This is a genomic window from Clostridium sp. CTA-6, assembly GCF_054768115.1.
On sequence record NZ_BAAAAU010000006.1, the window covers coordinates 128,309 to 144,045 of the forward strand.

The 15,737-nt window shown below is 26.9% G+C and carries 14 protein-coding genes; 3 read left to right on the forward strand and 11 right to left on the reverse strand.

Translation table 11 applies throughout. The features are described from left to right. Positions 1-15 precede the first annotated feature (15 nt). From motA to ACYUDJ_RS10950, 6 genes are all read right to left on the reverse strand, one after another. Complete coding sequence (gene motA, locus ACYUDJ_RS10925) at positions 16-801, reverse strand: flagellar motor stator protein MotA (RefSeq protein ID WP_043032110.1); 786 nt, start codon at positions 799-801, stop codon at positions 16-18. A gap of 627 nt (positions 802-1,428) precedes the next feature. Further along, positions 1,429-3,039 (reverse strand): cell wall-binding repeat-containing protein, encoded by a 1,611-nt coding sequence (locus ACYUDJ_RS10930; RefSeq protein WP_003485124.1) that lies wholly within the window; start codon positions 3,037-3,039, stop codon positions 1,429-1,431. Positions 3,040-3,355: 316 nt separating this feature from the next. Beyond that, positions 3,356-3,934 carry a DUF4352 domain-containing protein gene (locus ACYUDJ_RS10935; RefSeq protein WP_003485123.1) on the reverse strand — a complete coding sequence of 193 codons (579 nt, stop codon included), beginning with the start codon at positions 3,932-3,934 and terminating at the stop codon, positions 3,356-3,358. Between the two features lie 416 nt (positions 3,935-4,350). Next, on the reverse strand, positions 4,351-5,469 hold the full coding sequence (locus ACYUDJ_RS10940; protein WP_043032111.1) for a VanZ family protein: 1,119 nt from the start codon (positions 5,467-5,469) through the stop codon (positions 4,351-4,353). A 139-nt stretch (positions 5,470-5,608) separates the two neighbouring features. Further along, positions 5,609-7,054 (reverse strand): aminoacyl-histidine dipeptidase, encoded by a 1,446-nt coding sequence (locus tag ACYUDJ_RS10945; protein ID WP_042384765.1) that lies wholly within the window; start codon positions 7,052-7,054, stop codon positions 5,609-5,611. A 691-nt stretch (positions 7,055-7,745) separates the two neighbouring features. After that, positions 7,746-8,774: a threonine aldolase family protein gene (locus ACYUDJ_RS10950; RefSeq protein WP_043032112.1), complete on the reverse strand. Its 1,029-nt coding sequence runs from the start codon at positions 8,772-8,774 to the stop codon at positions 7,746-7,748. 672 nt (positions 8,775-9,446) lie between these two features. Here ACYUDJ_RS10950 and ACYUDJ_RS10955 point away from each other — a divergent pair. Then, positions 9,447-9,581: a hypothetical protein gene (locus tag ACYUDJ_RS10955; protein ID WP_003485119.1), complete on the forward strand. Its 135-nt coding sequence runs from the start codon at positions 9,447-9,449 to the stop codon at positions 9,579-9,581. Positions 9,582-9,601: 20 nt separating this feature from the next. Here the strand turns inward: ACYUDJ_RS10955 and ACYUDJ_RS10960 are convergent, their stop codons facing one another. After that, entirely contained in the window at positions 9,602-10,747 is a 1,146-nt protein-coding gene (locus tag ACYUDJ_RS10960) for a glycerate kinase family protein (protein ID WP_042385508.1), read from the reverse strand. A gap of 247 nt (positions 10,748-10,994) precedes the next feature. Between ACYUDJ_RS10960 and ACYUDJ_RS10965 the strand changes: the two genes are divergently transcribed. Next, entirely contained in the window at positions 10,995-11,792 is a 798-nt protein-coding gene (locus tag ACYUDJ_RS10965) for an SDR family NAD(P)-dependent oxidoreductase (protein WP_003485117.1), read from the forward strand. Between the two features lie 117 nt (positions 11,793-11,909). On the opposite strand, the gene ACYUDJ_RS10970 is transcribed toward ACYUDJ_RS10965, so the two are convergent. From ACYUDJ_RS10970 to ACYUDJ_RS10985, 4 genes are all read right to left on the reverse strand, one after another. Further along, positions 11,910-12,113: a DUF5673 domain-containing protein gene (locus ACYUDJ_RS10970; protein WP_003485116.1), complete on the reverse strand. Its 204-nt coding sequence runs from the start codon at positions 12,111-12,113 to the stop codon at positions 11,910-11,912. Beyond that, positions 12,100-12,492 carry a hypothetical protein gene (locus ACYUDJ_RS10975; protein ID WP_043032113.1) on the reverse strand — a complete coding sequence of 131 codons (393 nt, stop codon included), beginning with the start codon at positions 12,490-12,492 and terminating at the stop codon, positions 12,100-12,102. Before ACYUDJ_RS10975 ends, ACYUDJ_RS10970 begins: the two co-directional genes overlap by 14 nt. A 492-nt stretch (positions 12,493-12,984) precedes the next feature. Then, positions 12,985-14,163, reverse strand: coding sequence for an ABC transporter permease (locus ACYUDJ_RS10980; RefSeq protein WP_003485114.1), 1,179 nt, complete (start codon positions 14,161-14,163; stop codon positions 12,985-12,987). 13 nt (positions 14,164-14,176) lie between these two features. Next, the gene (locus tag ACYUDJ_RS10985) at positions 14,177-14,896 is read right to left on the reverse strand and encodes an ABC transporter ATP-binding protein (RefSeq protein ID WP_003485104.1); all 720 of its coding nucleotides are present in this window, start codon (positions 14,894-14,896) and stop codon (positions 14,177-14,179) included. 415 nt (positions 14,897-15,311) lie between these two features. Here ACYUDJ_RS10985 and fosX point away from each other — a divergent pair, with 415 nt between their 5' ends. Beyond that, on the forward strand, positions 15,312-15,725 hold the full coding sequence (fosX, locus tag ACYUDJ_RS10990) for a FosX/FosE/FosI family fosfomycin resistance hydrolase (RefSeq protein ID WP_042384757.1): 414 nt from the start codon (positions 15,312-15,314) through the stop codon (positions 15,723-15,725). The last annotated feature ends 12 nt before the right edge of the window (positions 15,726-15,737 follow it).

Consider the following 15,737-nt stretch of genomic DNA (forward strand, 5'->3'; position numbering starts at 1 on the left):
TTATTCTCCTTTAAGTTATCCTTTAATATTGTGTGCCTCTATTTTTATTCTTTCATTTGGTTCTAACATGCCTATAAGTTTTTCTTGTATTTTTTGAGGATTTACCCCCTCTTGGATAGCTAAAACACCTTCAACTATAATATACATAGAATTTATTTCTTCATGAGATTTTCTTTTAAGTCTAGATGCAAAAGGATGGCATACTACATATCCAAAGAAAATACCATAAAGAGTTGCAACGAACGCTCCCGCTATCATATGTCCAAGTTTTTCGACATCGTTTAAGTTTCCAAGAGCTCCAATCAAACCAACAACAGCTCCTAAAACTCCAAGAGTTGGTGCTGCTCCCCCTGCAGTTGTAAAAATAGAAGCTCCTAGACGATGTCTTTCTTCCACACTCTGAATTTCTATTTCTAAAACTTCCCTTATATAACCTGGTTCCGTACCATCAACTACCATAGTCAGGCCCTTTTTCATAAATTTATTTGACATACTATCTACAATCTTCTCAAGTGCTAGCAAGCCATCTTTTCTAGATGTTTTTGATAACTCAACAATCTCATTTACAATAGAAGCTTGTTCTCCTTTTCCTTTTTCTTTAAAAAGCACTCCTAAAATTTTAGGAATTTTAAGAAATTCATCCTTAGGGAAAGAATTCATTACCGCTGCCATAGTTCCTACAAGAATTATAATTGCTGCAGCAGGATTTAATAATACTGCAATATTTGCACCTTTTACTATCATTCCTACAATAACTGCTGAAAGTCCTATTATCACACCTAAAGCTAGAAAAATATCCATTTTACATTTACGCCTCCTGGTTACTTATATGTTTCTTTATAATTTTTTATTTTTTAATACTAGCATTGTCTTTATTATACTTAGTTCTTAAAATAAAATTATGTCATATATTTGTATATCACCTACCTTTACAAAAAAACCTACATAATCCATTATGGAATTTTGTAACACCATCTCTTTGTAATTTTTTAAAATTTATATCCTTATATTCGATTGAACCTTATTAATATTTATATATGTAAATTTTATTTAACATACAAAATTTAACATATGAAATTATTTGTTCCCTAGGTAATAACTCCATAAATCCTGGTAATATTGATGGTTTAATAATTTTATTATTCATATATAACTCTTCCATTTAAATATATTGTACAAAGTATTAAACACTTTTCCATAAATAGATTGCATACATTATATAATCTATAATTTTTAATATAAAAAGCCCTATAGGTTCGCACCTATAGGGCTTTACTTTACAAACTAAATGTTTTGCCACCATAGATACAAGTCTATTTCAATACTAATAAACTTGTACCTATGCAAATTCATTGATCTCCTGATTTTGTAACAAACATTTAATGTATTTTATCATATTAAGTATTTATATAAGTTATAATTTAATTATTATTGGACCTTTTTTTCATAATTAAAATACGTATCTTGATCCATAGACTTAAAACCTAAATTATAGAATAAACCATTGTCTAAATTGAATTGCCATGAATGTATATAGAATAAACCATTCATATTATTATAAGTTGCTGTTTCAAAAATATTTTCCTCTCTTTGATTAAAAAACAATGAATTAAAAGTAGATGCCTCATTCTTTATACCTTTTTTATCTTTAAAATATGTTTTTTTAATTTCTCCATCTTTTATATAATAAAGCCTTATTTCTGAAATATTACTGGATACTGGCATACCAATCATAAGAAAATCTGAACCATTTGATTGCTTATTTTTATATACTTTAACTAAATTTCTGTTTAAATTTAGTGTTATTGATTTATTATCATATGCATCATATATCTTTGGTTCACCCTCACCATGCTTTACTATAGCTATTTTATAATGACCAGTACTTAATCTATCTCCTTTTTGTACTCCAGCCCAGCTATACTCTGCTGTTTCTATTTTTTTGTCATCACTATATAGGTACGCTGAATAAATCTCTCCATTGTTATCTTTCATATTAGAGTTATAAACACTTTTACTTTTTATTATATCTAGTTCATTTATTGTTCCATTTAAGATATTTTCTAAATTAGAACTTATTGCTCCTGAACCACCAAGTAAAATTAAATTTTTATAGTTTGTTATATTTAAATATTTTTTCTGATTTAACATATCTTTACCATTTGTAAGTATTATTGGAGCATTCTGCTTTGCTGCTAATGCGCTACCAGATAAAGCATCTGGGAAATTTTCTCCATTAGCAATTACTGCTGTATCTGAATCTAAGTTAAAGTATTTACATATCTCTAATGAAGTATCATATCTACTATTTCCCCAAACTCTTGTTATATTGCTATAATTTAATGAAGGTACTATATTTCTTACTTCTGTAACTATATTATTACTTAAAGAACCTTGTCCACCTATTAAATATAATTTAGAAGGTTGAATTTCTCTAATTTTAGCTTTAATTTCATCAGGCAAAGTTTTAGAATCACTCATTAAAATAGGATATCCTTTTGAGGCTGCAGCACTAGAAACACTTAATGCATCTGCAAATCCATATCCATTAGTTATAACTATTGGTGTTCTCTTTTTTATATTCATAGAATTTATTATTGCTCTATTTGTATCAAATCTATTTTTCCCACCTAATCTTATAATATTTTTATATCCTAAGGATTTTATGTAATTTATATAATTTTCACTTACAGAAGCATTACCACCTAATATGTATACATTTCCATTTACATTTAAATGGTTCTTTATATAATCTATTGAATCTAAACTATCCTTTACATCTTTATCTACCAATAATATTGGAGCATTCAGTTTTTTAGAAAGACTACTTCCCGCTAATGCATCTGGGAAATTTCTTCCACTTGCTATAATTACATTGTTTACTTTATCATTACTAAACTGTTTTGATATGTTTGAAGATGTTTTGTATCTATTTGCCCCTTCTATTCTACTTACATTATAATTATTTTCTCCATGCGCTATAGTCGATGTTCCCAAAATTAATGCTATGGAAGTAGCTAATATAACTACTTTTTTCATTGAATATCTCTCCTTTATAATTGTTAATAATACTATTATGCTTTAATATTTAAAAATAAAATTTAATTTATATAAAAGAATGAATAAGACATATTATATAATTGTATACAATATTACTCCAAATTTCCATATAAATTTACAATACAATAATTTATAACTTTTTTACACTATAAAACTATTTAATGTAAATCATTTATTTATTTACAAATTATATATATATGCAAATTTTATGCTATGTTAATATAATATTATAAAGATCAAATTGTATATTTTTGATTAAAAAAACCTCAGAAATTAATCTAAGGCTTTATTACATTTAATTTAATTTTACTATTACTTGTCCACCTAAAAGTAAAGAACCATTAAACTCCAATTCTAATCCAGTAGTTCCTTTCGGAACCTCTACAACATAAACTCCTGTTATTTTTCTACCTGGGCCAATTTCTCCATCCATTTGTCCTGCCTTAGCGGCTGTCAAACCTCCTATTGACTCTTCACATTCTCTACCATCTTTATCTACAACTTTAAACATCATTACTGAAGACACTGCCTGTTGTTCATTTGATATGTTTTCTACCGAACAATCTACTGCAATAAATTCATTACCTGGCTGAGGTTGAGAAAGCTCATCCCCCTTAACTTTATAAAGTTTATTAACTGTAACTTTAAAGTCTTTTAATTTTACAACATCTCCAATTTTAAAAACTTTAGATTTATTTGTTTCTGTACTGGTTTCTGTACTTTTATCCTGTACTTTTGCACTTGTTTGTCCTACTTTTTGAGGTTCATCTATAATTGCTCCTGCACCAGCTCCTATTCCTATTCCAACTATCAGAATCAATATCCAGAACCACCATTTTTTATAAAATGGCTTCTTAACTTTTTTATTTTTCATACATAATCCTCCCTAAATTTTCTACATGATATAATATATTCCATGTTAATTATACATTACATTTACATAAAGTTCAAATTTTGTACATAATTATCTGAAAATAAAATTATTATATAAATATACCAAAAATATTAAAAACTCTTTAAAATTTCACATAAAAAATTTCATACAAAAAGAGCCCTATTTAGGACTCTTTTTAAAGTAAGGAGGTCTCCAAAAATGCCTGACTTACAAAACAGCTATATATATAAATTTCTATAAAAGTAAAAAAAATCCTTCTATTGATCAAAAAATTTTTTAGAAGTTTGAAATAATTTTTAGTTAATATAAAAAAACTACCTTAACTTCTTATTAAATAGAAACTTAAGGTAGTCTTTAAATTGAAAGCTAGCTAAAAAAACATTTTCATTCTATTGTTATCTGTGTAAAGCTACTTTATTTAAACTATTTAATTTTTGCAAGTTTATATTTTCTTCTTTTAATGTGTCTTTTTCATTGCATACAATTACATTTTTAGTTCCACTAATTCTTTCATAAAATAATATTTTATCATTTTTAATGGTTTTATATAATATATAACCTGGTATTGTTAAATTGTGCACAACTACAAAAACAGGTGATATAAATGATAATACTAATTGAATACTTATAGTGAAAAATAAGATCCCATTTCTTTTTAATATTTCCTTAAAGGTTATTTTTTCTCTTCTTCCTTTTATCTTTATTCTTACTATCAATTTTCCAAGGGTTATTCCGTTAGTTATATATGGCAAAATTATATAATACAATAATAAAGCAACTACTGAAACAACTAAATTATTAAATACTGTAATTATTGTAAAATTTATAAGAATATCAATGCCCGCTCCTACGGATCTTCTTATAAATCCAACTTGCATATTTTTCAAATCAATTCCCACATCAAATTTATCAGAACCAGGTAGAAAATACGTTATTTTAGGTGCTAATAAATAGCCTATCATGCCCCCAAAAGTATTTAACATTAAATCATCCACATCAAATAATCTGTAAGGTGCCTCATAAATACCATACAATCCTGTTATTTGGGTTATCTCAAAGAATAATGATATTAAAAATGTTATTAATACTGTTTTTCCTAAACTTTTTCTAAAATAATATCTACAATAAACACCTAAAGGCATAAGTAGCATAACATTTAAAATTACTTGCAGGAAAGCTCTTTCTTTTAAGATGATTAAATAGGTAATTGGCTCATTTAACTGAACTTTAGTTTCCTTTAAAAAATCAAATATAAATGTAAAAGGTATTAATTGCATATATTCAGTAATAGGTTTTTTTAATGGATGTATACTCTCTATATTGGGAAGTGGCAAAATAACTAAATAATATGCATTTATTAAAAATAATAGTAATGAATATACTATTACTAGTCTTATTTTGTTTACATATCCATATTTTTTATATTGAAAAATTAAAAAGGGTACTGTAAAAACTGCAGCTATAAATGGAAATGTTATAATGGCAATTTTTATTGGTTCTAAATATCTATTCATAATTCTCACATCCTTATAATAAAACTATAAATGTTAACTATAATTTTATTATAAGGATTGTATACATTTAGTACTATTTAATTTACTTACAATTTAGCATTTTAATCTTACATTTTTGTAATAGATGAAATAAATATATTTATTTAATATTCTTTAATATTTCTTTTAGAAGCCTCCAATATTTTTCAACTGAAGATATTTTTAAATGTTCATTAGCTGTATGAACATCTATTATATCTGGGCCAAAGCTAATCATATCTGTATCTTTCATAGTTTCTTTAAACAATCCACATTCAAGTCCTGCATGAATTGCTGTTATAGTTGGTTCTACATCAAATAGGTTTTTATAAGCTAAAACAGATACATCTCTTATTTTAGAATCTTTATCGTATTCCCAGCCTGGATATTCTGACTCCCTTTTAACAGTAGCACCAACAGCCTCTGCTAAAGCTTCAATTTTATCCGCTATTTCAAATTTTCTGCTATAAACTGAACTTCTTATAGAAGATATAATTTCAACTTCATCTTCTTTTGTATCTATTATTGCAGTATTTAAGCTACTTTCTACAAGACCTTTTATATCTTGACTCATAGATTGTACTCCATCTGGAACTGATGTTAAAAATCTAACAATTGACTGTGTGTTATTTTTGCTTAAATGCTTGTCTACTTTATCTGAACTTTCAACTTTTATTTCCACTGAAGGATCTTGTACACTATATTCAGCTTTTAAATCTTCCTGAACTTTACTTAAAATTTCTTTAACTTCTTCTATTTTATTTTTATCTAAAGTTATTACGGTACTGCACTCCCTAGGTATAGCATTTTCTTTTGTTCCGCCATCTATATGTGCAATATTAAAATCAATATACTTACTTAAAGTATATAAAAGTCTACCCATTAATTTATTTGCATTCCCTCTTTGTTTAACTATTTCCATTCCAGAATGTCCACCATTTAAACCTACTACTCTTATTTTAATAGCTTCTTTTTTGCATTTTTCTGACTCTACTTTTATTTTTGTAGTAGCTGTAATACCTCCTGCACAGCTTACTATAAATACGCCATCTTCTTCTCCATCTATATTTATAAGCATTTTACCTTTTAAATTTTTAGTGTCTAACGCAAAAGCCCCATCCATACCATCTTCTTCATTACTTGTAGCAACAAATTCTATTGGTGGATGATCTATATCTTTTGAATCTAATACTGCGAGTCCATAAGCTATAGCAATGCCATCATCTCCACCTAATGTTGTTCCTGTAGCATAAATATAGTCATCTTCTATTCTTAATTTTAATGAATCTTTTTCAAAATTATGATCTACATCTTTTAGCTTTTCACAAACCATATCCATATGACCTTGTATTATTACAGTTGGTGCATTTTCATATCCCTTTGTGCCAGGCTTTTTGATTATTACATTTAAGGCCTTATCTTGATATACCTCTAAATTTCTTTCCTTTGCAAAGCTAACTAAAAAATCACTGATTTCTTTTTCATTTCTTGATCCATGTGGTATTTTAGTTAATTCCTCAAAAAAATGAAATACTGATTTAGGTTCTAAATTACTTAATACTTCCATCATATAACCCTCCCAAAATTCATTAATATATTTTTAGTACAACAAATAAACAGAGTTCTTGACTTCAGCGGGAGTTTTTACTCCCTCTGAAGCTTAGAAATCGTTATCCAGGGACGTAGCCGCTCTTTACTCCCACTTTGAAGAAGATGGGAGTATTAGAGCGGGTAGTCATCGGATAAAAAATTACAAGTATGATTCGAACCACAAATTTACATTTTAAATATAAATTTCAATTTCAGCTGTCAATATCAAATATATTACAATTTAACCATTATTTCAATATTATTTTTTTATTACTCTACAAGTTTTATAGTATTTAAAAAACATATTTGATAACGTTTACCCAAACTAATTATTCAATTAATTACTTTTTTCATTAAAGTGATAGTATTTTCATAATTATTTAGTGCCCTTAATTTGTTATTTTCGACAATATCTAATTAATTCTTAATTTTTCTTACAGTTGCCGCCTTAATTCACTATAATTTAATTGTTTTTGAGAATAAAAGTAACCTACACCTCTTTATGATTTTTTAATAAACCTGAAAAAAGAAAGGCATCTCAAAATAAAATAGATTTAACTTTAATACTAGAAATATTAAAATTAAATCTATTTTGAGACAAGCCTTTCTATATTCTTCTTATAATTTTTTAATCTTTGTTACATCTATCTAAATCTTATCTTGAAAATCTATTCTTCTAATTTTTTTAATTCCTGAACAAAATCGAGTACCGCTTCTTTTTTTGTTGCCCAGGAGGTAACTAATCTAATAGCAGAGTTTTTATTGTCTACCTTTTCCCAAATATTAAAAGAAAATTTTTCTTCTAGTTTTTTAATGCTTTCATTACTTAAAATAGGAAAAACTTGATTACTTTTAGATTCCACAAAGAACTTACAATTAGCTTCTTTTAGACCTTTAGTTAAAATGCTCGCCATTTCATTTGCATGATTTGCAAGATCAAAATAAAGATTATCCTTAAATAGTTCCTCAAACTGTATTCCTAAAACTCTTCCCTTAGCAAGAAGTCCACCCTTTTGTTTTATATTATATCTAAAATCTTCTCTTAAATTTTGATTTTTTATAACTAAAGCTTCCCCCATAAGGGCTCCATTTTTAGTTCCACCAATACAAAATGCATCTGAAAAATCACACATATCTTTTAAAGTTAAATTTGATTCTTTAACAGCAAGGGCAGAACCAAGCCTTGCACCATCTACATACAAAATAAGATTTTTATCCTTGCAAAATTCGCTTAAATTTCTCATCTCTTCTTTGTTATATATGGTTCCAACTTCTGTTGAGTTAGAAATATAAACAAGCTTGGGTTTTACAAAATGCTCATTTCTATAAGAATCTAATATCTCTTGAATTTTATCTGTAGTAATTTTTCCATCTTTTGAATCTACAGTAATTACTTTATGTCCAGTATATTCAATAGCACCCGTCTCAGGACCTGCAATATGACCTGAATGTACACATACACAAGCTTCATGAGGCCTTAAAAAGGAACTAATTGAAATTAAATTTGTTTGAGTTCCTCCAGATATAAGATGAATATCTACATTTTCATTTTGTACTAATCTCTTTATTATAGAAATAGCATTTTTAGTATGGTAATCTTTTCCATAACCTTCTTCTTGAGTATCATTTGACTCTGCCAATGCCTTTAGAATTCTAGGATGGCATCCTTCGCTGTAATCACATTTAAAACTATACATTTACAAGCCCCCTCTATAATTTGAATGTTGATGTTTATAAAACAGTTTGCATAACTACTCTTTTATAAATTTATATAGAACTATATGAATGGATAGATGAAAAGTTTAAATACATCAGACTACAAATATGACCCCAAATCACATTTTATGGATTGGTAACCAATCCCAAATCACCTTACCAATTAAAATATATTACAAATTAGCGCTTATTTCAATGTTATTTTTTTATCAACATTCAAGTTTTATAACATTTAAATAACTTACCTGATAACTTTTATTTCATTTATTATTTAATTAATTACTTTTTTCATTAAACCTATAACATTTTCATAATATTCTATAAGAATTAATAATCTTATTTATAGTATCCTATTAATTTTTCTTATAGCTAAACTATTACTTCAGTATAATTTAATCATTTTTTAACTAAAAATTACCATAAACCCTTATAATTTTTAATAAATATAAAAAAAGAGCCTCTCAAGATAAATTTAACATAACAAATAAACTCTATTTTGACACAACCATTTCTATAATAATATTAATAATAATTTTTATATTACAAAACTGTAACTTTAAAAGGCAAAATTGTAATCTAAATAAATGGTTCAAATCCTCTTTACTATTTATAATTAAATCATAAGTTAAATAAATTTTGAGGAGTGATTTAATATGAAACAAGTAGTAGATTTATTAAAAAAATTAAAAAAGAAGAATGTTAAAGAAAAAAATTGTAATGAAATACGAAACTTATCAAAAGAAGTTCTAGATTTAAATACTTTATTAAACAATAACATATTATTTTAAGATTGTGCAAAGGCTGTTCATTATTCATATCTTCTTGCAACATCTAAAATTCTAGTTATATTTTCACTAGCCTTTTCCACGTTTATTTTTCCTTCTTTAAGGGCACTTTTTAAGTCCGTAACGCCCCTTAAAATTCCTACAATGGAGTCAATTCCATTTTCATATAAAATATCTATATCATCTCCAATATGTGCTGCGAAAGCTATAACTGGTATATTAAATTCTTTTGCGACTTTGGCTACTCCAAAAGGAGTTTTTCCAAAGATTGTTTGAAAATCTATACTCCCCTCTCCTGTAAACACAAAATCTGCATTTTTTACTTTTTCCCTTAATTTTGTATACTCAATTACAAGATCAATTCCTTTTTCAAGTTTAGCATTTAAAAATGCCATAAGTCCAAATCCTAAGCCTCCTGCTGCTCCTGCTCCTGGTACTTCTTTTATATTTTTACCCAACTTATTTTCTATAATATTTGCAAAAGAAGCTAAATTCTTATCTAATATTTTTACTATTTCAGGGGTAGCTCCTTTTTGAGGACCAAAAACATAAGAAGCGCCTTTTTCTCCTAAAAGTGGATTATCCACATCACAGGCAACCTTTATATCTACATGTTTTAATCTTTCATCTAATTTTTTTAAATCAATTTCCTCTAGTTTGTCTAAATATCCTCCCCCAAAAGGGATCTCCTTTTTATCTTTATCTAAAAGTTTTGCTCCAAGAGCTGTCACCATACCTGCACCACCATCATTTGTTGCGCTACCACCGATACCTATAAGTATTGTAGAAACCCCTTTATCTAATGCTTTCTTTATAAGTTCTCCTGTTCCATATGTTGTAGTATATAAGGGATTTCTCTTTTCAGATTCTATAAGATGAATTCCACTTGCACTAGACATTTCTATAACTGCAGTTTTATAATCTCCAAGTATTCCAAATACAGCATGTACCTTATTTTTCCCATCTGGACCTGTTACCTCAGAATGAACTATTTGTCCATTTGTTGCGTCCACTAGAGATTGAACTGTTCCCTCTCCACCATCTGCCATAGGAACTTTCACACATTCAGCATTTTTTAAAACTTTTTTTATTCCCTTTTCCATAGCATATGCTACTTCCTTTGCTGTCATACTTTCTTTAAAAGAGTCTGGAGCTAAAATAAATTTCATTTTTGTAAGGTTGTTCATTTTAATACCTCTTTAATTTATATTTTAATATTTATTATACCTTTTATTTGTACATATTAGGAGAAAATTTAAAATCAACAATGATACTAGTATAAATTATCTCCCATAGATTATCCTAATATAATAAATTTAAATAATCCATTGAAATATGTTAAATTCTTTATATTAGGATAATCTATTACTCAATTGTAAAACATAAATAATATAAAAATTTTATGGAAGTGATATCATGAGTAAAATATTAATTACAGGTGCAGGTTCTGGTCTTGGGAAGGCTTCTTCTATTGCTTTAGCTAAAAAAGGACATAAAGTTTATGCAACTACTCATAAAAAGTCTCAAGCAGAAAATTTAAAGGAAATAGCCTTAAAAAAAAATATAAATAAGAATCTTGAAAGCTTTAAGTTAGATATAACTTTAAAAGAGGATAGAGATATTGTAAAAAATTTAGATATAGATGCATTAATTAATAACGCTGCTATAGGAGATTCTGGTTCTGCATCAGAAGTTTCAATTGACAAATATAGAAATGTATTTGAAACCAATGTATTTTCTGCTTTAGAGCTTACTCAAATTGTATTTAATAACATGATTAAAAAAAAGGAAGGAAGAATTATCTTTTTATCTTCCTTATCTGGTAGAGTTACAATACCTTTTTTATCACCTTATACATCCAGCAAATTTGCTTTAGAAGCAATAGTATCTTCTCTAAAAGAGGAAATAAAAGAACTTTCTGACTGTAACATTAATATAATTTTGATTGAACCTGGAGCTTATAAAACTGGCTTTAACCAAAGAAATATTGCTAAACAGTTTGTATGGATGAAAGAGAAATCATATTTTAAAGATAAATTAGTAAAATTAGAAAAGAAGCAATACAGCTATTTTGAATTAATGGAACATAAATCCTTTAATTCTATAGTAAATCAGTATATACATGCTATAGAAGATGAATCTCCTAAATTCAGATACAAAGCTCCTTTAGTTCAAAGTACTTTTACCCAAGGACAAAGAATATTAGGTAAATAAGATGTAAACCAGATTAAAAAGTTAATACTTTTCATTGTTCCTTTATTATTTATATATAATATACTTTTTAACATTTTTATTATTTATATATAATATACTTTTTAACATTTTTATTATTTATATAAAAGCTAAAACCTGATTTTTTTCAATTATATCCTGTACTTTTTCAATATTTTCTGGTTTTATTTTTATTTTACGTATAACACCTAGTTTATTGATCTTAAGTTTTAAAAGTTCATGATCCCATTCATAACCATCAATTTCTTCCCACTTTAAGAAAGTAGCAAAATCTACATAAATTCCATTTTCATTTGTTACCACTGTGTTCATCCTCTGACTCTATTGGAGATGATTTAACAGTTGGTGGAGCTAATACATTTACAGAAATAGGATTTAATACTTTAGGCTGTATAAATTTTGATTTTACTTCCGGACTAAGGGTTCCAAATATAGTCCCAACATTTTGAACTCTGTTGATTGGTAATGACTGTTCTTCTGTTTTATTTAAATTCGAAGAAGCAAATAGTTCTTTTATATCTATACTAATACTATAACTAAATACTCCCAAATAATATCCCGCACCTATAACATATAGTATAGTTGCTGCTCTTATTCCTAATATGCTTCCTGTACTTCTGGCTTTCATTAATAATATAAGAAATATAATACCTAAGTAAAAGCAAATTATAGTAATCTTCATGAAAACTCCCCCTTACATAGGAAATTATATCATATCATTGTAATATTATTCTATATTTTCCTTAAAGCTATTGTAAATCTAGTAAAATACCATTTATTAAATTCAATAATAATTAAAAATTTTATAAATTCTTCCAAAAAACATTTTTTAAAAAAGAGGTTGTCTCAAAATAAAAACAGCCTTAATTTTAAAACCGTACATATAAGTAATACATTCGTAAAGCAATTCATTTTGCTAAGCAGTTCTAAATTTGACTCCATTAAAAATTTTTTACCTAGTAGAGGCCTTCACCACTGACTCCTCACGTCCTGTGAGGAATTACAAAAATTTTTAATTCCGTCAAATTAAGAACTACTAAAGCTCATTTATATGTTTATTACATGTATTATTTATATTTACTATATTAAAATTAAGGCTATTTTGAGACATTCTCTTTAAAATGAAAATTTATATAAATACTTTTTTAAATTATTTTCATTTATACAACTTATATTATGTTCTAAATATAACTTCTTCTTTTGAGAACATATATCTTGCAAATGAAATAGATGCAACTATATATACAATTATCCAGCCAAAGGTTATTGCTATGTGAGTATAGTTATAAATTCCAGCTAAAAACTCTTTCATAAGACAAACTCCATTTGTAAGTGGTATATTAAAATAAAGCATTCCTATATTTTTAGGGTCTTTCATCATAACCATATAAATTAATACCATAGCTATAATAGTTATAGGACTTAGGTACGTTTGAGCTTCTTTAAATGATTTTGCATAGATACTAATGGCAAGTTGAAGTGCTCCAAATACCATTGTATATAAAATAGGTAAAATCATAATAAGAACTAAAGTAGCTGGTCCTAAATTTAGTCCTGCATCGCCAAACATTCCATTGGGTTGATTCATTGTTAGTATTATTCCAATTAAATAAGCACAGGACATTAATATTCCCATTACTGTTATTGCAAGAAATTTTCCTACAAGTAAAGATGTTCTTCCTGCTTTTGTTGTAAGAAGTGGTTCAAGTGTTCCTCTTTCTTTCTCTCCCGCTCCTAGATCTACTGCTGCTCCAATTGTACTTGTTGCACTGTAAAGCATTAAAAGTAAAGGAATCATCATTGAAGCCATTATTTTCCCAAAACCATCATCTTTATCTCCAACCACATTATCTACAATATTAATTGGTGTTAATATTGATTGATCTATATTTTTCTTTTCAAGTCGTTTTGAAACTATTTGTTTTGAATATTCATCTATGTAATTTTTAATCATTGATACAGCTGTCATTGCATCATTACTTGAATTATCATATTTTAATTCTATTTTTTCATTAGAATCCTTTGATATGTTATCATCAAATCCTTTTGGGATTTTAATCTGTACATATACATCTCCTTCTTTTATATCTTCATCAATATTTTTAGAGTTTATTACCTTAACATTTTTATGAGATTTTATAAATTTAGAAAAACTGCTATTTCCTTGATCTTCTATAGCTATTTTAAGATTGTTTTGAACCTTATCACTATCAGACTTCGCCATTTTGCCAATAGCAAAAGACATTATGGGTAAAAGAATTATTGGAATTAATATACTTAATATTAGTGTTTTCTTATCTCTAAATAAATCTAAAAGTTCTTTTTTTAATACTACTCCTATTATATTTTTCATACAATCACCTTCTTTACTTTGCTATTAAATTTATAAATATTTCTTCTATGCTATTGTTATATTTTTCTTCAAGTTCTTTAAGCTTTCCTTCTTCTACTATTTTACCTTTATGAATTATAACAATCCTATCACATAGCTTTTCTACTTCTGGTATTGTGTGACTTGAGAATATAATAGTTCTTCCATCACTTTTACATTTTAATATAAAGTCTTGTACAATTTTTGCAGAGGTAACATCTAATCCTATAGTTGGCTCATCAAATAAAACCACAGATGGATTATGTACTATAGATCTTGCAATAGCTACTTTTTGCTTCATACCTCTCGAAAATTTCCCAACTCTTCTATCAAGATATTCTGTCATGTCTAAATTTTTTGCAAGTTCCTCTATACTTTTATTAGTTTCTTCTTTAGACATACCATTAAGCTCTGCAAAATATTTTATATTTTCCCTTGCAGTAAGTCTGTCATAAAGACCAACTTCACCACCAAACAAAATACCTATTTCTCCTCTTACCTTATCAGCTTCTTTACTTACGTCATGACCGTTTATTAGCGCTTCACCCTCTGTGATTTTAAGCATAGTAGCAAGCATTCTAAGGGTTGTTGTTTTACCTGCTCCATTTTCTCCAAGCAAGCCAAGTATTTCTCCATCATTTGCTTTAAAATTTATGCTATCTACTGCTGTCACACCTTTTTTAAATCGTTTAGTTAAATTTTTAGCTTCAATCATAGCTTCCTCTAAGCCTCCTTAATAATAAAATATAGTTCTTTATAAGATTTTAGTTGATTTATAAGACTACTTGTCCTCTTATTACAATACTATTTTGTTACTTTGTAAAAATTAATATGTAATAAATAAAAATTTAGTTATAATTATAACATATTTGTAGTTAAAAATACATTTTTTGTATTATATTTATATCTACTGGTTCAAATGACTATAGTTGTTTAAAAATGACAAGGAAGTTGCAAAAATCAAAAACTTTATAGTTCAATATAATTTAGCACATGCTTACACAAAGATAACTACTTTTTAAAGAAAGTCAATTTTTATATAATGCTATAAAAACTAATGTTATAATTAAAATATGAGCAAATTATAACTAAATACACATTGGTTGGATGAGACGGAGGACGATACATATATGATTGAAAGCATAAGCCATATTACTTTTGTTGTGAAAAATTTAGACAAAACTACTCAATTATTTAAAGAACTGTTTGATGCTAAAGAAGTCTATTATAGCGGTGAAAAAAAACATTCTTTATTTAAGGAGCGTTTTTTTATTATTGGTAATCAGTGGATCGCTGTTATGGAAGATGAAAATATACTTAACAGAACTTATCATCATGTAGCATTTAAAATATCAGATTCTGATGTAGATAGTTATTTAAATAAAATTAAAACTTTAAATTTAGAGTTAAAGCCTCCAAGAAAAAGAGTATCTGGGGAAGGCTATTCTATATATTTTTATGACTATGATAATAATTTATTTGAGCTTCATACAGAAACATTAGAGAAAAGATTAGATTCATATATAGAGATAGATACTATATAAACTTAAAATACG